This is a genomic window from Nocardia sp. 2TAF39 (assembly GCF_052114905.1).
Classification (GTDB): Bacteria; Actinomycetota; Actinomycetes; order Mycobacteriales; family Mycobacteriaceae; genus Nocardia.
The window spans coordinates 100624-120464 of record NZ_JBFRFQ010000013.1 but is presented as its reverse complement, the minus strand read 5'-3'; the positions used below and the strand labels follow the sequence as shown (position 1 = coordinate 120464).

The window sequence follows — 19841 nt, the reverse complement described above, 5'->3', positions numbered from 1 at the left end:
CGGGCGCTATGTGCCGTATCACCTGCCCCGCCGGACCGGCGGCTTCTCCACCGATGGTGAAAGGTGGGGAGAGATCATTCCAGTTGCGCAGCTACGCAGCACCCCCATGGCCTGGAGGCTCGAGCCTGGAGCCTGCTGGAGCGATTGCCCTGATGAAGCACCGGCGTCTGATGCGCACGATGTACGGACTCGCTCAGGATAGCTGCCTATTGTGAATCTCGGCAAGGCGGACGCGCCATCAGTCGACCAGGACGCCCTCGGCAAGTCCCGGCTCCACCACGCGCAGGCCGTCCGCGGCCGCGAGTTCACGGAGCTCCGCCGGGAATTCGCTGGTCCCCAGGGCCAGGACAGTCGGTCCCGCGCCGGAAACGGTGGCTGCGATCCCCGCAGCGCGCAGGCGGGCGATCCAGGTGGTGGTCAGCGGTAGCGCGGGGGCACGCTGGGTCTGGTGCAGGCGGTCCGCGGTAGCGGGCATCAACAGGTCGGGCCGCTGGGTCAGCGCCACCACCGCGAGCGCGGCCCGGCTGACGTTGAACGCGGCGTCGCCGTGCGGCACGACTTCGGGCAGCAGGCCGCGGGTGTGCGCGGTGGACGAGCGCTCCTCGGGGATCAGGACGACCGGATGCAGCGCGGGATGCGGTTCGAGACGCACGGCGCGGTAGACCCGGCCGTGGAACTCGGCCATTGCAGCGCTGTCGCGTCCCAGGTCCGCGACGCGATCGGTCTCGGTCCATGACACGACGATCCCACCGAGCACGCTGGCCGCCGCGTTGTCCGGGTGGCCCTCGAATTCCGAGGCGAGCTGCACCAATTGATCGGCCGAGGTGGCCGACTCCGGGTCCAGTTTCGCCGCGAGGGCGCACCCGGCGGCCAAGCCGCCGACCACGGCGGACGCCGACGAACCGAGACCACGCGAATGTGGAATCACGTTGCGGCACACCACATCGAGGCCATCAGCCCACACACCCGCCGCTTCCAGTCCGCGCTCGATCGCGCGGACCACGAGATGCGAAGGGCCCCATGGCACGTCGTCGGCGCCCTCACCTTCGACCCGGATAGTGAGCCCGGAATCGGTGGTGTGCACCTCGATCTCGTCGTAGATCCCCAATGCCATACCGAGCGAATCGAACCCGGGACCGAGATTCGCGGTGGACGCGGGTACCCGTGCGGTCACCGTGAGTCCGACGGGCAGCGTAGTGCTCATCAGCTGACTGTCGCGCGAATTCAACTCAGGCCAGCTCGAGTTCGGCGGCGACCGCGACCGGGTCGACCGGAATCGCCTGCACCTGCGGCATTCCCGACAGCGCGGTGTCGGGATCCTTGAGGCCGTTGCCGGTCACAGTACAGACCACGGTGAGACCGGAATCCAGCCAGCCCTCCTTACGCGCGGCGAGCACGCCGGCCACGCTGGCGGCCGACGCGGGCTCGACGAACACGCCCTCGGTGGCCGCGACCAGGCGGTACGCCTCCAGGATCGCCTCGTCGGTGGCGGCACGGAATGCGCCGCCGGACTGCTCCTTGGCCGCCACCGCGCCGTTCCAGGACGCGGGCGCGCCGATCCGGATGGCGGTCGCGATGGTCTCCGGGTCCTTCACCGGGGCACCGTTGACCAGCGGCGCGGCGCCGGCGGCCTGTACACCGAGCATGCGAGGCAGCTGGGTGGTGACACCGTCGGCGTAGTACTCGCGGTAGCCGCGCCAGTACGCGGTGATGTTGCCCGCGTTTCCGACCGGGAGCGCGTGCACGTCGGGCGCCTTACCGAGCACGTCGCAGATCTCGAAGGACGCGGTCTTCTGGCCCTCGATACGTGCCGGATTCACCGAGTTCACCAGGCCGATGCTGGGGAAGTCCGCGGTGACCTTGCGGGCGAGCTCGAGGCAGTCGTCGAAGTTGCCCTGCACCTGGATGATCTTCGCGCCGAGCATGACGGCCTGGGCCAGCTTGCCCATCGCGATCTTTCCCTGCGGGATCAGCACCGCACAGCTCATGCCCGCACGCGTGGCGTACGCCGCGGCGGATGCCGAGGTGTTGCCGGTGGACGCGCACAGCACCGCCTGCTGGCCGCGGTACTTGGCATCGGTCATCGCCATGGTCATGCCGCGGTCCTTGAACGAACCGGTCGGGTTCAGGCCCTCGACCTTCAAGTAGACCTCGCACCCGGTCAGCTCGGACAGGTGCGGCGCGGGCACCAGCGGCGTACCACCCTCGTACAGGGTGACCGGCTCCCAGTCGGCTGCGCCCGCGAGCCGGTCGCGGTAGGCCGCGATCAGGCCCGGCCAGCGGGAGTGCACTCCGTTCTGCGGCGCGACGCCAGTCATAGGTCCGCCCGTCTCCCGGCCACCGCCCCTCATGGCGTCGCTGCGCGACACAATACTCATTCTTCGGTGCCTTCCAATCTCAGAACGCTGGTCACGGATGTGACGGATGCCATTTTCGCCAAGGCGGCCACGGTGTCCGCGAGCGCCGATTCCACCGCGTGGTGCGTTACCACGACCAGGCGTGCTCCCGAGCCGTGCCCTTGTTGACGGACGGTCGAGATGCTCACCCCGTGGTTGGCGAATTCGCCGGCCACCTTGGCCAGAACTCCAGGACGGTCCTCGACCTGCAGGTTCACGTGGTAGCGGGTGGGCGTATCACCGATCGGCGCGATCGGTAGCTCAGCATAAACCGATTCGCCCGGTGCGCGACCGCCGTAGAACTTGTTGCGCGCCGCCATCACCAGATCGCCCAGCACCGCGGAGGCGGTCGGCGCGCCACCTGCTCCCTGGCCATAGAACATCAGCCGTCCGGCGTTCTCCGCCTCGACGACGACCGCGTTGAAGGCGCCGGTCACCGCGGCGAGCGGATGCTTGCGCGGGATGAGGGCTGGGTAGACCCGCACCGAGACGCGTTCCTTGCCCCCCTCGTCGGGACTCGGCTCGCCAGGGCCCGCGTCGACGCGTTCGCAGATGGCCAGCAGCTTCACGGTGCAGTCCAGCGCGGATGCGGTCTCCAGATCCTCCGCGGAGATCCGCGAGATGCCTTCGCGGTACACGTCTGCGGCGGTAACCCGGGTGTGGAAGGCCAGCGACGCGAGGATCGCGGCCTTGGCCGCGGCGTCGTAGCCCTCCACGTCGGCGGTCGGGTCGGCCTCCGCGTAACCGAGCCGGGTGGCCTCGGCCAGCGTGGCTGAGTAGTCGGCGCCGGTCTCGTCCATCGCGGAGAGGATGAAGTTGGTGGTGCCGTTGACTATGCCGACGACCCGGTTCACCCGGTCACCTGCCAAAGACTGGATCAGCGGACGCACCACCGGGATGGCACCGGCGACGGCGGCCTCGAAATACAGGTCGGCTCGGCTGCGCTCGGCGGCCGCGGCGAGTTCGCCGGTGTAGTCGGCCAGCAACGCCTTATTGGCGGTCACCACGGATTTGCCCGCGTTCAACGCGGCCAGGATCAGCCTGCGCGGCGGATCGATGCCACCGATCACCTCGACGACCAGGTCTATGTCGTCGCGGGCGACGAGAGCGTCGGCGTCGGTGGTCAGCAGCTCCGCGGGGATGCCGCGGTCGGTGTCGAGGTTGCGTACGGCGACGCCGCGCAGCACCACCGGGACGCCGACCCGGGAACGCAGGTCCTCGGCGTGGTCGCGCAGGATGCGCACGACCTCGGTGCCGACGTTGCCCATGCCGAGCACCGCGACGCCGATCGGACGATCGATCCCCCAGACACCGTTCTTCGCGTTCTCCGTCACGATTCCACCTCCAAGCTCAGCAGGTCCGCCACCGTCTCCCGGCGCAGAATGAGTCGTGGCTGTCCGTCACGCACCGCGACCACCGCAGGGCGGGTCAGCTGGTTGTACCGGCTGGACATCGAATAGCAGTAGGCGCCGGTCGCGGCAACGGCCACCAGGTCGCCAGGGCCGACGTCGGCGGGCAACCAAGTGTCGCGGATGACAATATCGCCGCTCTCGCAGTGCTTTCCGACGACACGCGCGACCACCGGCCCGGCCTCCGAAGACCGCGAGACCAGACGACAGTCGTAGTCGGCCTGGTACAGCGCGGGGCGGATGTTGTCGCTCATGCCACCGTCGACGCTCACGTAGCGCCTGCGCAGACCTCCGTCCAGTGAGACGTCCTTGGTGGTGCCCACCTCGTACAGCGTGACCGTTCCCGGGCCCGCTATGGCGCGGCCGGGCTCCACGGCGATGGTCGGCTCGGGCAGACCTGCGCGGGCCGCCTCCGCCGCGACCAGCTTGCGCAGGTTCGCGGCGAACTCGTCCAACGGCGGCGGATCGTCCGACGGCAGATACGAAATGCCAAGTCCGCCACCGAGATCCAGCGTGGCGATCTGTGCGGTGCGTTCGACGCCGAACTTGTCGATGGCCTCCCGCAGCAGGCCGAGCATGCGACGCGCGGCAATCTCGAAGCCGTCGATCTCGAAGATCTGCGAGCCGATATGGCTGTGCAGGCCCACCAGACGCAGGTTGTCGGCGTCGAAGACACGCGCGAGCGCTTCCATCGCGTCACCGCCCGCGATCGAGAAACCGAACTTCTGGTCCTCGTGCGCGGTCGAAATGTATTCGTGGGTATGCGCTTCCACGCCGACCGTGACCCGGACCAGCACGTCCTGCACCACCCCGGCACGACCCGCGATGGCTTCCAGGCGCTCGATCTCGATCAGCGAGTCGACCACGACATGGCCGACACCGGCGGATACCGCGGCATCCAGCTCAGCCACGGATTTGTTGTTGCCATGCAACGCGATTCGCTCGGCGGGAAAACCCGCGTGCAGCGCCACGGCGAGTTCGCCGCCGGAGCACACGTCCAGCGACAGACCCTCGTCGCGGATCCAGCGGGCGATCTCACCGCACAGGAACGCTTTGGACGCGTAGTGGACTCGCGCGTTCGGACCGAAGGCGCGGACCATGTCGCGGCAGCGGGAACGGAAGTCGTCCTCGTCGACCACGAACAGCGGCGTGCCGAACCGAGCCGCCAGATCGTGCACCGGCACGCCGGCCAGCCGGACCACACCGTCGTCGTCGCGCGCGGCGTTGCGCGGCCACACGTTCGCGGGCAGGTCGATCATCTGCTTCGGATCGCTTGGACGCTCCGGCAGATTCGGGGCATGTGGGATCTCGGCGTGCCGGGGACCAGCGGGATGCGCGGTCATACCTTCGCCTCGCTGACGCTCGACTCCGGCACGACCGCCAACGCGGCTGCGCCCACAATTCGCTCGCTCACTGGTGTTTCCTTCCGCACGCTGCTCGACTGGGACACCTTCGGCCCGTTCACATGCGCTCCGGCGCGCCGACGCCGAGCAGGCCGAGACCGTTGGCCAGGACCTGACGCGTGGCGTTGACCAGGACCAGCCGGGCGGCGTTCGTCGTCGAGACGGGCTCGTCACCCAGCGGAAGGACACGCAGGTTCTTGTTGGTCTGGAAACGGTGATAGGCGCCGGCCAACTCCTCCAGGTAGCGGGACACCCGGTGCGGCTCGCGCAGGCTCGCCGCGCTGACCACGACGCGCGGGTACTCACCAAGGGTGCGGATCAGCTCGCCCTCCTCCTCGGCGGTCAGCAGCGCGAGATCCGGTGTGACCGAGTGGTATTCGAACTCGGCGGCGTTACGTGCGATGGACGCGGTCCGCGCGTGCGCGTACTGCACGTAGTAGACCGGGTTCTCGTTGCTCTGGCTGGTCCACAGGTTCAGGTCGATGTCGATGCTCGAGTTCACCGACGAGCGCACCAGCGAGTACCGCGCCGCGTCCACGCCGATCGCCTCGACCAAGTCGTCGAGCGTCACCACCGTGCCCGCCCGCTTGCTCATCTTCACCGCGACGCCGTCTTTGAGCAGATTCACCATCTGCCCGATGAGCACCTCGACAGTGTCCGGGTCGTCGCCGAACGCGGCGGCAGCGGCCTTCAGCCTGCCGATGTAGCCGTGGTGATCGGCGCCGAGCATGTAGATGCACAGATCGAAGCCGCGTGCACGCTTGTTCTGGAAGTAGGCGATGTCGCCCGCGATATAGGCGGCCTTGCCGTCACTTTTGATGACCACCCGGTCCTGGTCGTCACCGTATTCGGAGCTGGCGATCCACCAGGCTCCGTCCTTCTCGTAGAGGTCGCCGGAGTTCTTCAAGTTCTCCACGGCCTGCTCGACCGCGCCGGACTCGAACAGCGAGCTCTCGTTGAAGTAGACGTCGAAGTCGGTGCCGAACTCGTGCAGCGACTCCTTGATGTGGGCGAACATCAGCTCGACGCCCTCGGCACGGAACAGCTCGAGCCACTCGGCCTCCGGCTTGTTCAGCACGTCAGGGTATGTGGCCACGATCTTCTCGGCGATCTCGCCGATGTAGGCGCCCGCATAACCGTTGTCCGGGGTCGGCGCGCCGGTCGCCGCGGCGACCAGCGAGGCCGCGAACCGGTCGATCTGCGCGCCGTGGTCGTTGAAGTAGTACTCGCGGACCACGTCGGCGCCCTGCGCGGCCAGGATCCGGCCCAGCGCGTCGCCCACCGAGGCCCAGCGGGTGCCACCGAGATGCACCGGGCCGGTCGGGTTGGCCGACACGAACTCGAGATTGATTCGGGTGCCCTTCAGCGTCTCCCCGGTGCCGTACGCGGCGCCCGCGGCGAGCACCTGCTCGAGGATCGCGCCCTGTGCGGACGCGGCGAGGCGGATGTTCAGGAAGCCCGGCCCGGCGACCTCGGCGGTCGCAACACCGTCCGCGTCGGCCAGCGCGTCGGCCAGCCAGGCCGCCAGCTCACGCGAGTTCGTTCCGGCCCGCTTGGCCACCTGCAGCGCCACATTCGTGGCATAGTCGCCGTGTTCCGGGTTACGGGGACGCTCCACCTTGACCTCGTCGGGCAGGACCGCAGGGTCCAGGCCACGTTCGACAAGCACCTTCGCCGCAGTCGCGCGAAGGAGATCTGCAAGGTCAGCTGGAGTCACGAGTCTCTATCCTATGGTCTGAGCGGGTGTACACCTCGGGTGGGCACTGCGCAGCCAGTGGATCCATCACGTCGAAAGAGCACAACGAGCGATGCCGAGCAGTCCCAGCGCCAAATCGGCCAAGGCCGCCAAGGCCGCGGCGAAGTTGTCGGCTCCCCGCAAAGGCGGCGGACGTGGGCAACTTCCGAAGAAGAATCGCCAGATCCCCTGGCCGGCCATCGGTGCGGCCGTAGTCATCATCGCATTGATCGGTGCGCTGGCTTACAACCTGGTCCCCAAGTACCAGGAGAAGGCCGACCTGGACAAGTTCACGCCGAGCGCACAGAAGAAAGACCCCTCGGACGACATCTCGGGCGTGGTGAAGAAGGAGTACCCGGCCGGTCTGCACATCGGCCCGACCCAGCGTGTGGCCTACGACCAGTCGCCACCGTTCGGCGGTCCACACGACCAGTCCTGGGCAACGTGCACCGGCGTGGTCTACAGCAAGCCGATCCGGGTGGAGAACGCGGTGCATTCGCTCGAGCACGGCGCCATCTGGATCACGTACAACCCGGACAAGGTGAACGCCGAGGGGATCGAAACGCTGAAGGCGAAGGTCCAGGGCAAGCCGTACACGTTGATGTCGCCCTACCCCGGGCAGGACTCCCCGGTGTCACTGCAGGCATGGGGTCACCAGTTGAAGTTGGACAGCCCCGACGACAAGCGCGTCGGCCAGTTCATCACCGCGCTGCGGCTGAACTCCTACACCTACCCGGAGGTCGGGGCGGACTGCTCGACGATCGTCTTCGATACCGACAACCCGCCGCCATTCGACCCGACGCCGCCCGGACCCGACGCGGTGCCGATGGACGGCAAGGGCCTGCAGCCCGACCCGTCCGAGCTCGGCGGCGGTATGCCCGGTGGCCTGCCGGGTGTGCCCGGCGTCCCCGGTCTCCCCGGGCTGCCTGGCGCTCCGGCGCCGACGCAGTCCGCACCGGGGGCGGGACAGTAGTGGCCTCCGACCTCGATATCCCCGATGCCGCGGCGAAGCCCGCATCCGGTCCCGGCGGACAGGTCCGCCACCAGCGCACCGCGCTGGTGATCCTCGGCACGATCGGTGCCATCCTGATCGGCTTCGCGGTCGGCGTGCTGGCACGGATCCCACTGGACACCTCGTCCGAGCCGGACCCCGGCATCGTCGACGTCGGTTTCAGCCAGGACATGTCGGCGCATCACGCTCAGGCCGTGGAAATGGCGGGCGTTGTGCTGGTGCGTTCCACCGGCACCGACGTGCGCCGCCTCGCCTACGACATCCTCACCACCCAGCAGAGCCAGATCGGCCGCATGCAGGGCTGGCTGCAGCTGTGGGGCAAGTCGGCGCAGAGCGTGGACGGATACATGGGCTGGATGACCGAACCGTCGAGCAGTCACGACCATTCCGGTGCGAGCTCGCCCGGCCACAGCATGCCCGGCCCGATGGCCACCATGCCCGGCATGGCAACGTCCGCCGAACTCGCCGCACTGCGCCAAGCCACCGGGCCCGAGCTCGACACGATGTTCCTGCATCTGATGCTGCGCCACCACCAGGGTGGGCTCCCGATGATCGACTATGCCGCCCAGCACGCCGAGACAACCGCGGTACGCACGCTCGCCGAGACCATGTCGGAGACTCAGCGCGGCGAATCCGACCTGCTGACGACGATGCTCAGCGCGCGGGGCGCCGCTCCCCTCCCAGCGGGCTGAGCCCGAAGTCCCCGGCCCAGCGCACTTTTTGGCGGACGGCGACCGATACGATAGGCTGACCCAGCCCGATCGGAACCGCCATCCCGGCCCCGACCGAGTCCTATCCCGCCCTCGTAGCTCAGGGGATAGAGCGTCTGCCTCCGGAGCAGAAGGCCGCAGGTTCGAATCCTGCCGAGGGCACCAAAGGCCACCTACCGAAATCACTGGTAGGCGGCCTTTTTCGTGCCCGATCCGGGTGCTGCGCAGTTACCGTGAGTACCCGCGATTTGCCGCCTTCATCCTGTGTGTGTCACACGTATGTCGCACGTCGGACACACGGGACGTTAGGGTGAGGTATGGCCTCTCCCTCACCACTGCCCGAACCAGTGATGGGTGTCCCCGCGGCTGAACCGGCGGCGATCCGCGCGGCACTGACCCGCACAATGCTCGCTGAGTTCGACCGCGAGTGGGAGATCGTGCTGGATCAAGCCAAGAACAGCAAAGAACTTTCCGGCGTCCTCGAACTGCTCACCAAATGGCGGCACATCGCCGCCACCGAGGCGCGCGAGCCGGGAGCCTACTTTCGGTTGCAAGCCAAAGCCGAGCAGATCCAGCGTGCCGGCGCGAACCTGGGCGCGGGTTCTATCGAGGACATGCGGGCATTGATCGCGCGGCGGCAGGCCAGCTGAGGTTGTACCGAATCATCCCAGACCCGGAAACGTTCGAGCAGGTCGCGGCCCTTCCGGCTGAAGCGCTGGCGGACTATGCGGAAGTGTTGACTGTGCTCGAGGTCCAGCCGTGGGCGGGGCAGCCGCAGCACACAGCCAATCCCGACGGTGCCGTCCGCTACTGATTGTTCGGCACCGACTCTGCCGGGCAGGTCGTCTACCTCGTGCTCGAGCAGCAACGCGAGGTTCATTTGCTGCTGGTGCAATGGCTGGGCTGACCGGCATCGACACTTTTCGCTGAGCTGGCCTGCCCGTCGCGCAGCAGGAATGCCGCGTCTTCGGATTGCGAATTGACGGTTTGTCTCGCAGCTGTCCCGAAGACGTTTAGAGGTCACGCAGTCGACCACGAATCTGCTCGCCCCCGGCCCGGACAACTGCTTGCGGTCCCGGCTGTCCGCCTCCACCGACCGGACGTAAGTCTCACCCAGACCGCGCCGAAACGGTTGTCGCAGAAGTCTGTCCATCCGATTTAGTAATCCCCGGCCATGGAGTAGCTCAGAAGGTAGAGCACCCATACGACTGGATTGGTCGCGGGTTCGATCCCCGCCTCCATGGCCGATGGCTCCACTTCGTGTGGTCCGAACCCTGCTGAGGCACATCGCGCGAAGGCCCCCGACCAGCGGTCGGGGGCCTTCTTGGGTGGAGTGGACGGATTGCGGGTTACGGCAGGGGCTCGGTCGACTTGGGGGTGCCGGCGAGGACCCCGGCGCGCGAAAGGTAGGCGAAGGCGGAGGCGGTCAGGTCCGGGTGGAGGAAGTAGAGGTGGGCGTTGGTGACGGTTCCGGTCTCGGTGGCGTCACACAGGGCGTTGAGGGCGCTGGGGTCGACAGTGAGAGCAGTCAGCTTGCCTGCCTCGTAGTCCATCTCTACCCACTTCGCGTGAATCGCCGCGCTCATGATGCCCCCGGCGAAGCCTTCGCGGTCGGCCGCGGCGCTCAGACTCATCTCGAGGCCGTCGTCGAGATCCGTTGAAGTGTGCTGCCAGCGACCGTCTTCCCACCAGCGCACGAAGGTGATCGGACGGTCGCCGGGACGGTTCGCCGTCAAGTCCACCGCGTGCACCCAGGTGGGCGCTGCGGCCAGCGGATCGTAGGCCGTACCCGCGACCTCGTTGTCCTCGTCCGTACCGAACAACAGCGCGCGGTCACCGGAGTACCTGATCAGCGTGTACCAATTACCCGCGCCGTCGTCGTTGATCAGCCGAGCACCCTCCACTCTGGCCGATTGCCCGATCTCCTCTCCGCTCGCGACCCGATAGTCGTCGTCGGCATGGGTCGCGGAAGTGATCACGTCGAAGACGGTCACCCGCGCCCACAGCACCTCGGGATGCGGCAACTGAAATCCCATGCCCGGCAACGTATCACCGGCCCCCCACCGCGACAACCGGACCGGCAACAGGCGGGACGGCGCTCCCGGTAGCGGCCGCACCTCAGAGCAAACCGAATTGGCCGGGCCCACTCAGGGGACTCCGAAAAGACGGCAGGTCAGGCAAATTAACAGCTACAGTTCATGGCAACGTTTCCATGCACCGACTTCCGCGAGTCACGTCGATCGACGCTCGGATTCCCGGGCGCGTCGCGGGCGCAGGGCGTAGGCGGGGACCAATTGGTCCCGCAGGTGGAGATCTGGGCGACCATCGGCGAACTGGACGCTGTAGGTCACCCGGCCCATCCAGTCGCCGTCGACGGTGGGCAGCCAATGCGTCAGCGTGCCGGGGCGCTCGCCACGCATGATGACCCCCGCGCCGTTCACATGTCGCGGGATTCCCGGATCGCGGATCAGGATCGCGTCCAGCCGTACCCACACCGGCCGCGGCGGGTAGGTCAGCGTCCGGTAGTAGTGGCCGACTTTGTTCGGGTAGACCAGCTCCGGTTGCGTGCCATCGGTCCGCGGCGGCCCCTCGCTTGTCGAACTCATGTTCGAATGGTAGCTCGCATCCATGGCAAGCAACAGGCAACCGGGTCCGCGAGCGCTCGGACACAAACTTTCCTCGAGAGGGCGACCACGGTCGATGGTCAACGCAGGGATCGTTCTAATATGATTATTCTAGAATGAGCATATTAGAAGGAGTGTGCGATGTCCGCGAAGTTCGAGGTTGTCAGAGGTTTCTACGAGGCCACACAGGCAGGCGACGGTCGGGCCATACTGTCGCTGTTGCATCCGGAGTTCCAGGCGCGGACCGCACCGGGCATGCCATGCGGGGCGGGCGGCACCTTCCATGGCCCGCATGAGGCGATGACCAGGATCTGGGGCGCGGTCGCCCAGGAATTCGACACCGCACCGTACGACGAGAGCTGGCAGGAGACCAGCGACGGCACGGTGGTGGTGACCGGCCACTATCGCGGATCGGCACGCGCCACCAAGCGCGCATACGACGCCGAGTTCGTCCACCTCTGGCAGGTCGTCGACGGCCGCATCACGCGACTGCACCAATACACCGATACCGCCCGGTGGCACGCTGCGCTCGAGATGTGAGCCGCGGTGCCGGGTTCAGCGGAACTCGAACCGCGGCTCGAGCACAACGTCGAGGTGGGCGATGGCGCGGCGTGCCTGCGTAGGGGTGGATTGTTCCCCGACCTGCGACGACACGCCGGTGTCGGTGTTTCGTTTCCGGTCACCCGGGCGCGCCGTTGCCGTAACGTGCCAATACCGGGGGTAGACCGGAGGCGAGACGATGACTTATCCGCCGGGCGGGCAGCCGCCGCAAGATCGACCGCACTACCCACAACAGCAGCCCACCAGCGACCCGCCGCCTATAGGTCAGGGCAGCCCGCTGCTCGGCCAGGGGCATGCGCCGCCGGGCCAGGGCTATCCGCCGCCGGGCTATCCGCCGCCCGTGGGCTTACCCGGCGGATACCCACCGCGGCCGAAGAAGAGCTGGGCCGGTCTGATCGCCGGATTGGTCGCGATCGTGGCGCTCGGCATCGCGGGCGCGGCGATCGTGGGTGCTTTGCTGACCTCACAGGGCAAAGGCCCGCTCAGCTCGGACCAGAAGAAGATCGAGTTGGCCATCCGCGACTTCTACGAAGTGCTCGGCGCGCAGGGCTTCCGCGCGGCGGCCGAGAAGGCGTGCGCGGCCGACCGCGCCGAGTTCGACGCGATGACCGAGGAGCAGAAGAAGGAGTTCGATGCGGCGACGGTCTCGGTCACCATCGAGAAGATCGAGGGCATCGCAGTCACCGGCCGCAGCGCGACCGCGAAGATCACCGGCAAGCTCACGGTCGTGATTCCCGGTGAGACGCCCGATTCCGATACCAGCACCACCGAGCACCTGAGGAAGGAAGACGGCCAGTGGAAGGTCTGCTCCGCGCCGGGATCGACCTGACCGAATACATCCACACATGAGTTGCTGCGGATCGTCTCGCCGGACCGCGCTCGGAGCCCTCGCCAACGACGTGCACTGCGGCGAGCAGATCAGCGGCCTGATCGTCGGCGAGCTGCGGCCGGCTCCGGCATTACCTCGGGCTTCCGCCCTACTCCTAGGTGATGTCGGCCGCGGCGCTGGGCGATCTGCGCCGCCCGACCGCGGTGCCCAGCGCCCGCTCCGCACGGACGACCTCACCGCGGAAGCGTCCGAGCGCGACACCCGCACGGTGCACGCGATCGACGCATGGGCTCGGTCGGCCGGATTACCTCGCGGTGCGCGCAATCACGTTGTGTTGCACGACTTCTCGGATCCAACCTGACGAGCCGGAGAATCCCCGGGTATCGCCGCGGGACCGAGACCGTTCGGGCACGTCGGACGCGGTATGTTACTTAGGTAAGCCTCAACATACGCACAGGGATATCGGCGCGTCGGAAGGATCAGGATGAAGCCGGTCAGATGGAAATCGCTCGCCGCGGGACTGGCGGTCGCGGTGGCGGCGCTCGGCTCGACGGCCTGCTCGAATTCCTCGGACGACGCGAACGAGATCACGGTCTACAACGCGCAGCACGAATCGCTCACCAAGGAGTGGGCGGACGCGTTCACCAAGCAGACCGGTATCAAGGTGACGTTGCGTCAAGGCGGTGACACCGCATTGGGCAACCAGCTCGTCGCCGAGGGCGCGGCGTCGCCTGCCGACGTCTTCCTGACCGAGAACTCCCCCGCCATGGCCCTGGTGGAGAACGCGGGACTCTTCGCCGACCTGGACAAGCAGACCCTGGACCAGGTACCCGCGCAATTCCGCCCCTCCACCGGCAAGTGGACCGGCATCGCGGCGCGCTCAACGGTTTTCGTCTACAACAAGAACAAGGTATCGGCCGACCAGCTGCCCACCTCGCTGCTCGACCTCGCCCAGCCGCAGTGGAAGGGCCGCTGGGGTGCGGGTGTGTCCGGCGCCGACTTCCAGGCCATCGTGGCGGGACTGCTCGCGCTGAAGGGCGAGGACGCCACCCGTGCGTGGCTGAAGGGCATGAAGGAGAACGCGACCGCCTTCCCGAACAACGTGGCCACTATGAAGGCGGTCAACTCCGGTAGCCCGGACGGCGGCGTCATCTACCACTACTACTGGTACCGCGACCAGGCCAACACCAAGGAGAGTAGCGCAGACACCGCGCTGCACTACTTCAAGAACCAGGACCCAGGCGCCTTCGTCAGCATCTCCGGCGGCGGCGTGCTGAAGTCGAGCAAGAAGCAGGAGGCGGCGCAGAAGTTCTTGGCGTTCGTCACAGGCAAGGCCGGGCAAGAGGTGCTGCGTGACGGCACCTCGATGGAATATCCGGTCGCGAGCGATGTCGCCGCCAACCCGGCGCTTCCGCCGCTGGCCGATCTGAAGGCGCCGGCGATCGACCCGTCCCAGCTCGACGCCAAGAAGGTCACGGCGCTGATGACCGAGACTGGTCTGCTGTAATCGTGGCGCTCCGGACCGTTGTCGCTGCGTCCCGGATCGGCAGGCCGGGGCCCCTGGTCACGATCGTCGCCCTGCTGCTGGTCGCGGCGACGTTCGTGCCGCTGGGCTATATCGTGTCGACGGTCTTCTCCACCGGCCTCGATCAGACTGCCGAGCTGGTGTTCCGCCCGAGAGTCGGTGAGCTGCTGCGCAATACGGTCGGCCTGGTGGTGTGCACCGTGCCGATCTGCGTGGTGCTCGGTGTCGGGCTGGCCTGGGTTGTCGAACGCACCGACGTTCCCGGGAAGTCCTGGTGGGGGCCGGTTTTCGCGGCGCCGCTCGCGGTGCCCGCGTTCGTCAACAGCTACGCCTGGGTCAGCGCCTTCCCCACCATGCACGGCCTCTGGGCCGGCGTGGTGATCGCCACCATGTCCTATTTTCCCCTGGTGTACCTGCCCGCGGCGGCCACGCTGCGCCGCCTGGATCCCGCGGTGGAGGAATCGGCGCGGTCGCTGGGCTCCGGTCCGGTCGCGGTGTTCGCGCGAATCGTGCTGCCGCAGTTGCGATTGGCCGTTCTCGGCGGCGGCCTGCTGATCGCGCTGCATCTGCTCGCCGAGTACGGCGCCTTCGTGATGGTCCGGTTCGACACCTTCACCACCGCCATCTTCGAGCAGTACCAGTCCAGCTTCGCCGGTGCGGCCGGCAGCATGCTCGCCGGAGTTCTCGTGCTGTGCTGCCTGGCACTCCTGGCAGCCGAGGCCACACTGCGCGGCCGCGCCCGCTATGCGCGCGTCGGCGGCGGAGCGCCGCGCGCCGCGACCCGGATCCGATTGGGAATCGGCGCGATACCGGTCCTCGCCGGGCTCGTCGCGGTGACCGCTGCCGCACTCGGCGTCCCGCTGTGGACCATCGGACGCTGGTTGCGCATCGGCGGCGCGACCGTCTGGGATTTCACCGAGATCGGCACGTCGCTGGCGCAGACGACCGGGCTCGCGCTGATCGCCGCGCTGCTCACCACGCTGTGCGCGTTTCCGGTCGCCTGGATCGCGGTTCGCTCCACCTGGGCGTTCGCGCGGATCATCGAGGGCGCCAACTACATCACCAGTTCGCTGCCCGGCATCGTGATCGCACTGGCCATGGTGACGGTGACCATCCGCTGGGCGCCGCCGCTCTACCAGACAGTAAGCATGGTGGTCGCGGCGTACGTACTGCTATTCCTGCCCCGGGCACTGGTCAGTGTGCGGGCCGGGCTCGCCCAGGTGCCGGTGGGCCTGGAGGAGGCCTCCCACGCGCTGGGTAAGTCGGGACCCGCCACCTTCTTTCTGGTCACCGTTCGGCTCACCGCACCCGCCGCGTCCGCCGCGTCCGCACTGGTGTTCGTCGCCGTGGCGACCGAGTTGACCGCGACACTGCTGCTCGCGCCCAACGGAACTCGCACGCTGGCGATGCGGTTCTGGGCGCTGTCGGGCGAATTGGACTACGCGGCCGCCGCGCCGTACGCCCTGATCATGATCGTCGCCGCGGTGCCGGTGACGTATCTGCTGTTCACCCACTCTCGGAAGGCGGCTGGGGTATGAGTCGGCTTGTCGTCGCCGATGTGTCGAAGACGTTCGGCCACACCCGGGTGCTCGGCGGGATCACCCTCGATGTGCCCGACCGCAGCGCGACCGCCGTGGTCGGCTCGTCCGGCTGCGGCAAGACCACGCTGCTGCGGGTCATCGCCGGATTCGAGTCCCCGGATGCGGGTTCGGTCTCGATCGGATCCGAAACCGTTGTCGGCGAACACTTCTCGGTGCCACCACAGCGCCGGAACATCGGCTACGTCGCGCAGGACGGCGCGCTGTTCCCGCATCTGACCGTCGGCCAGAACGTCGCCTATGGTCTGCGCGGCCTGCGTCGTCGCCGCGGCCACCATCGGGTGCACGAACTGCTGGAGATGGTGTCGCTCGACCCGTCCTACGCCGACCGGCGGCCACACCAGCTCTCCGGAGGCCAGCAGCAGCGCGTCGCGCTGGCCCGCGCACTGGCCCGCAAGCCGGACGTGATGCTGCTGGACGAGCCGTTCAGCGCGCTCGACGCGGGCCTGCGCGCGGCGACCCGGCAGACCGTGGCCGACACTCTGCGCGCGGCAGGGATGACCAGCATCCTGGTGACCCACGACCAGGAGGAAGCGCTGAGTTTCGCCCAGCAAGTCGCCGTGATGCGCGAGGGACGATTCACCCAGGTCGGCACGCCGGAGGAGGTCTACGCCGCGCCGCAAGACCTGTTCACCGCTCGGTTCCTCGGCGACTGCGTACTGCTCGACGCAGTGGTCGAGGCCGACGTAGCCAAGTGCGTACTCGGACGGATCCCGGTGCAGAAGTCCGCCCCCTCCGGGCCGGCGACCATCATGATGCGACCGGAACAGCTTGTCGCACATACGCTCTCGAATGGCGAGCCGGACAGCGGCATAGTTCGCGACGTCGAGTTCCGCGGCGCTGATGTGATGCTGACGATCGATCTGGACGGCCATGGCGCCCCGGTGCGGGTGCGCAGGGCAAGTGTCGCCGCGCCCACCGCAGGACAGCGGGTGCGTCTCGAGGTGCTCGGCTCGGCGGTGGCGTACACCGAGCCGAGCGCGGCCGTGTAAGGGGCGCAGCCGGTCGAAGTCCGTCCACAGCCCCGCGCCGGGCCGAGCGAAGGCGAGGCAGCCGCCTGGCTAGCCCGGCCTTACCCGACACACCTTTGAGCGAGCGGCGGGAATCGAACCCGCGTAAACGGCTTTGCAGACCGTTGCCTCAACCACTCAGCCACGCCCGCCTCGACATATATAGTGCCGGCGGCGTCCGGCGGCGCATACCCTTGTGCTCACGGTGATCCGAAGCCGCGCTGGATGTCCCCGACCGGTGCGCAGTCGACATGGAATGATCGAAACATGTCTCGGCCACGCCCGCTTCCGCTCGACCCGATCGAGGAGGCCCACCGTCAGTGGGTCGGCCACGGCTGGGGGGATGTCGCCGACGGCATGGCCGCGGTGACGTCCCTCGTGCGGGCTCAGCAAATCGTGATGGCGCGGGTCGACGAGGCGCTGAAACCGACCGGTCTGACCTTCTCCCGCTACGAATTGCTCATGCTGCTCGCCTTCAGCAAGGCCGGCGCGCTGCCGATGGCAAAGGCCAGCGCGCGATTGCAGGTGCACCCCACCAGCGTGACCAACACCGTCGACCGCTTGGAGGGCGCGAAGCTCGTCGAGCGGGTGCCACACCCCAGCGACCGGCGCACGACCTTGATCGAGATCACCGATGCCGGAAGGGAATTGGTCGCGAGGGCGACCGAGGATCTCAACGCCAAAGTCTTCGCGGTGCCCGGGCTCCCACCGAATCGGCTGCACACCCTACTGCAGTTGCTAGCGGAATTCCGCCACGCCGCAGGCGATTTCGACACTGGAGAGGGGACGGCGCGCTGGTCGACGACCGGCGCGGAATGAGATGCCATACCGGTCGGTTGCATAGTGGGCCCAGCCGGAAGAACTCCGTCCATTGCCCGCGCCGGGCCGAGCGAAGGCCGAAACAGCCGCACCTCCAACACAGCCGGACGAAGTCCCTCCACAGCCCCGCGCCGGGCCGAGCGAAGGCGAGGCAGCCGCACAATAGGCGCAGCCGGACGAAGTCCCTCCACAGCCTCGCGCCGGGCCGAGCGAAGGCGAGGAAGCCGCATACTGCGAATGGCGCGACTGAAGAGTGACGGCCGGGCATACAACTAGCGAATTGCCGGGCCCGGCGTCTTGGCAGCGGGAGCGAAAGGGTCCACCATGTAATTCATGGTGCTGGTCTTGGGGGTATCGGCGGGCGCTGGTGGCGCTCGCGCGGTGCTGACGCATTCCGATCAGCCCCATCTACCTCCGATCGATCACTGTCAGGTGCCTCGACGCGCGGGCGGCGGCGTCGAGGAGCCGGTGTTCGAAGCGATCCGCCAGATGAACGGAGCCGCCGACCGGCGCGACGAGTTGATCTCCGTAATGGCCGTGACCTGCCGTTGTCCGCTGCATGCTGACACGATCCGGGCGGGCGCGGGTGGCCGGCGGGTGACCATCGTCGACGAACCGCTCGCCCAGCTGCGCTATCTGCGCTTCACCGGGCAACTCCCGGACAGCGGTTCGGTGATCCTCTACGACCTGGGCAGCTCCGGACTGACCATCACCCACGCCCACTGTCGCACCGACACCATCCTGTCCAGCAAGCGGAGCACGGTGCTCGGCGGCGACGGCTACGACGCGCTGCTGCGCTGGCGGCTCGCCCGCGGCGGCGTGCTGACCGACAAGCCGACGAGTCGACACCACCGTGAGGAGCTGAGCAGCGCCAGGGTGGTCACTGCCATCGACACCAGCACCGGCGGCCGGGTTGTGGTGACCCGCAGCGACCTTGCCGAACTGTGCGCGGCGGGCATCCATCACTCGGCGTCCTTCGTCCGCCAGATCATCGAGGAGGCCGGGGTCCGGCCCGAGGCCATGGTGCTGCTCGGCGGCTGCAGCCGAAACCCCAGCATCCGCGAGGAACTGGCCGAGCTGGTCGATCTCCCGATCATCTACGACCCGGAGCCGGACTACGTCTCGGCGCGTGGCGCTGTCCTGTTGGCCGCCGAACGACCAGGCGGCGATGTCCGAATGGCCAGAGCCCGTTGCGGCGCAACGCTGGTTCCGACCACCGTCGACCGCCGCAAACTCGTCGCGGCCGTCGCGGTCACCGTCGCCCTCGGCGCCACCATCGCCGGGCTGCTCGCCACGAACAAGGGCTCGACCAAACCGGAGGAGGGCGCGCCGACGCCGGTCGAAATCATCGCCCCCTTTCGCGGACCCTTCAGATAGCTGCGAGCCGATACAGCTCAGCACATGCGACTCAGCGGTGGGTGAACTTCGCGGGACGCTTCTCCACGAAGGCGCTCATGCCTTCCTTCTGGTCTTCGATCGCGAAGAGCGAGTGGAAGACCCGGCGTTCGAAGCGCAGTCCCTCGGCCAGGGTGGTCTCGAAGGAGCGGTTCACCGCTTCCTTCGCGATCATCGTGACCGGTAGCGACATCGACGAGATCGTCTCGGCGACCTCGAGCGCGGTGTCGAGCAACTCGGCTGCGGGCACGACGCGCGAGACCAGCCCGGCGCGCTCCGCTTCCTCGGCGTCCATATTGCGCCCGGTGAGCACCAGATCCATCGCCTTGGCTTTGCCGATCGCGCGAGTCAGGCGCTGTGAGCCGCCGATGCCGGGGATGACGCCGAGCTTGATTTCCGGCTGCCCGAACTTCGCGGTGTCCGCCGCGAGCAGGATGTCGCAGATCATGGCCAGTTCACAGCCGCCGCCGAGCGCGTAGCCCGCGACCGCGGCGATGGTCGGCTTACGGAACTGCACCAGCCGGTCCCAGCGGGCGAAGTAGTCGTTCAGGAACATGTCCATGTACGACTTGGGCTGCATCTCCTTGATATCGGCGCCCGCCGCGAAGGCCCGCTCCGACCCGGTGATCACGATGGCGCCGATCTCGTCGTCGTGCTCCAGTTCGTCGAGCGCGGCGATGACGTCGTCGAGGACCTGCGCGTTCAGTGCGTTCAGCGCCTCGGGGCGGTTCAGCGTGATCCAGCCGACCCGGCCCTTGCGCTCCAGCAGAATCGTCTCGAAGTCGGGTTCTCCCGTCACCCGGCCGCCACCCCCT

At 67.8% G+C, this 19841-nt stretch carries 20 protein-coding genes and 3 tRNA genes; 14 read left to right on the top strand and 9 right to left on the bottom strand.

Going from position 1 to position 19841, the window contains the following annotated elements; genetic code table 11:
- Nucleotides 1–238: 238 nt before the first annotated feature.
- From thrB to argS, 5 genes are all read right to left on the bottom strand, one after another.
- Entirely contained in the window at nt 239–1204 is a 966-nt protein-coding gene (gene thrB / locus AB4Z47_RS10735) for a homoserine kinase (RefSeq protein WP_441949946.1), read from the bottom strand.
- Between the two features lie 25 nt (nt 1205–1229).
- On the bottom strand, nt 1230–2318 hold the full coding sequence (thrC, locus tag AB4Z47_RS10730) for a threonine synthase (protein WP_441949944.1): 1089 nt from the start codon (nt 2316–2318) through the stop codon (nt 1230–1232).
- Between the two features lie 56 nt (nt 2319–2374).
- Nucleotides 2375–3730, bottom strand: a complete 1356-nt coding sequence (locus tag AB4Z47_RS10725) for a homoserine dehydrogenase (protein ID WP_441949942.1) — start codon at nt 3728–3730, stop codon at nt 2375–2377.
- Nucleotides 3727–5148, bottom strand: coding sequence for a diaminopimelate decarboxylase (lysA, locus tag AB4Z47_RS10720; protein WP_441949941.1), 1422 nt, complete (start codon nt 5146–5148; stop codon nt 3727–3729). Before lysA ends, AB4Z47_RS10725 begins: the two co-directional genes overlap by 4 nt.
- A 118-nt stretch (nt 5149–5266) precedes the next feature.
- A complete protein-coding gene (argS, locus tag AB4Z47_RS10715; protein WP_441949939.1) occupies nt 5267–6925 on the bottom strand; it encodes an arginine--tRNA ligase in 1659 nt (552 codons plus the stop codon).
- A 91-nt stretch (nt 6926–7016) separates the two neighbouring features.
- On the opposite strand from argS, the gene AB4Z47_RS10710 reads away from it, so the two are divergent.
- From AB4Z47_RS10710 to AB4Z47_RS10685, 6 genes are all read left to right on the top strand, one after another.
- A complete protein-coding gene (locus tag AB4Z47_RS10710; protein WP_441949938.1) occupies nt 7017–7916 on the top strand; it encodes a DUF3105 domain-containing protein in 900 nt (299 codons plus the stop codon).
- On the top strand, nt 7916–8647 hold the full coding sequence (locus AB4Z47_RS10705; protein WP_441949936.1) for a DUF305 domain-containing protein: 732 nt from the start codon (nt 7916–7918) through the stop codon (nt 8645–8647). Before AB4Z47_RS10710 ends, AB4Z47_RS10705 begins: the two co-directional genes overlap by 1 nt.
- Nucleotides 8648–8754: 107 nt before the next feature.
- Nucleotides 8755–8830 (top strand) — tRNA-Arg (locus tag AB4Z47_RS10700).
- Nucleotides 8831–8982: 152 nt separating this feature from the next.
- Complete coding sequence (locus tag AB4Z47_RS10695; protein WP_441949935.1) at nt 8983–9315, top strand: DUF6247 family protein; 333 nt, start codon at nt 8983–8985, stop codon at nt 9313–9315.
- A 2-nt stretch (nt 9316–9317) separates the two neighbouring features.
- Nucleotides 9318–9479, top strand: a complete 162-nt coding sequence (locus AB4Z47_RS10690; protein WP_441949934.1) for a hypothetical protein — start codon at nt 9318–9320, stop codon at nt 9477–9479.
- Between the two features lie 359 nt (nt 9480–9838).
- A tRNA-OTHER gene (locus tag AB4Z47_RS10685) sits at nt 9839–9909 on the top strand.
- Between the two features lie 105 nt (nt 9910–10014).
- Here the strand turns inward: AB4Z47_RS10685 and AB4Z47_RS10680 are convergent.
- Together AB4Z47_RS10680 and AB4Z47_RS10675 are read right to left on the bottom strand one after the other, a co-directional pair.
- Nucleotides 10015–10701 (bottom strand): hypothetical protein, encoded by a 687-nt coding sequence (locus tag AB4Z47_RS10680; protein ID WP_441949933.1) that lies wholly within the window; start codon nt 10699–10701, stop codon nt 10015–10017.
- Nucleotides 10702–10896: 195 nt separating this feature from the next.
- Nucleotides 10897–11271: a hypothetical protein gene (locus tag AB4Z47_RS10675; protein ID WP_441949931.1), complete on the bottom strand. Its 375-nt coding sequence runs from the start codon at nt 11269–11271 to the stop codon at nt 10897–10899.
- Between the two features lie 159 nt (nt 11272–11430).
- Between AB4Z47_RS10675 and AB4Z47_RS10670 the strand changes: the two genes are divergently transcribed.
- From AB4Z47_RS10670 to AB4Z47_RS10645, 6 genes are all read left to right on the top strand, one after another.
- Complete coding sequence (locus tag AB4Z47_RS10670) at nt 11431–11829, top strand: nuclear transport factor 2 family protein (protein ID WP_441949930.1); 399 nt, start codon at nt 11431–11433, stop codon at nt 11827–11829.
- Between the two features lie 199 nt (nt 11830–12028).
- On the top strand, nt 12029–12679 hold the full coding sequence (locus tag AB4Z47_RS10665) for an Rv0361 family membrane protein (protein ID WP_441949928.1): 651 nt from the start codon (nt 12029–12031) through the stop codon (nt 12677–12679).
- A gap of 16 nt (nt 12680–12695) precedes the next feature.
- Complete coding sequence (locus AB4Z47_RS10660; RefSeq protein ID WP_441949926.1) at nt 12696–13040, top strand: hypothetical protein; 345 nt, start codon at nt 12696–12698, stop codon at nt 13038–13040.
- 123 nt (nt 13041–13163) lie between these two features.
- A complete protein-coding gene (locus tag AB4Z47_RS10655; RefSeq protein ID WP_441949924.1) occupies nt 13164–14186 on the top strand; it encodes an iron ABC transporter substrate-binding protein in 1023 nt (340 codons plus the stop codon).
- A complete protein-coding gene (locus tag AB4Z47_RS10650) occupies nt 14186–15742 on the top strand; it encodes an ABC transporter permease (RefSeq protein WP_441949980.1) in 1557 nt (518 codons plus the stop codon). Before AB4Z47_RS10655 ends, AB4Z47_RS10650 begins: the two co-directional genes overlap by 1 nt.
- Complete coding sequence (locus AB4Z47_RS10645) at nt 15739–16794, top strand: ABC transporter ATP-binding protein (RefSeq protein WP_441949923.1); 1056 nt, start codon at nt 15739–15741, stop codon at nt 16792–16794. Before AB4Z47_RS10650 ends, AB4Z47_RS10645 begins: the two co-directional genes overlap by 4 nt.
- Nucleotides 16795–16892: 98 nt before the next feature.
- Here AB4Z47_RS10645 and AB4Z47_RS10640 read toward each other — a convergent pair.
- Nucleotides 16893–16964: transfer RNA gene (locus AB4Z47_RS10640), tRNA-Cys, on the bottom strand.
- A 115-nt stretch (nt 16965–17079) separates the two neighbouring features.
- On the opposite strand from AB4Z47_RS10640, the gene AB4Z47_RS10635 reads away from it, so the two are divergent.
- Nucleotides 17080–17631 (top strand): MarR family winged helix-turn-helix transcriptional regulator, encoded by a 552-nt coding sequence (locus tag AB4Z47_RS10635; RefSeq protein ID WP_441949921.1) that lies wholly within the window; start codon nt 17080–17082, stop codon nt 17629–17631.
- A 333-nt stretch (nt 17632–17964) separates the two neighbouring features.
- Nucleotides 17965–19008: an Hsp70 family protein gene (locus AB4Z47_RS10630; protein ID WP_441949919.1), complete on the top strand. Its 1044-nt coding sequence runs from the start codon at nt 17965–17967 to the stop codon at nt 19006–19008.
- A 31-nt stretch (nt 19009–19039) separates the two neighbouring features.
- Here the strand turns inward: AB4Z47_RS10630 and AB4Z47_RS10625 are convergent, their stop codons facing one another.
- A complete protein-coding gene (locus AB4Z47_RS10625) occupies nt 19040–19825 on the bottom strand; it encodes an enoyl-CoA hydratase (protein WP_441949918.1) in 786 nt (261 codons plus the stop codon).
- Nucleotides 19826–19841: the final 16 nt, after the last annotated feature.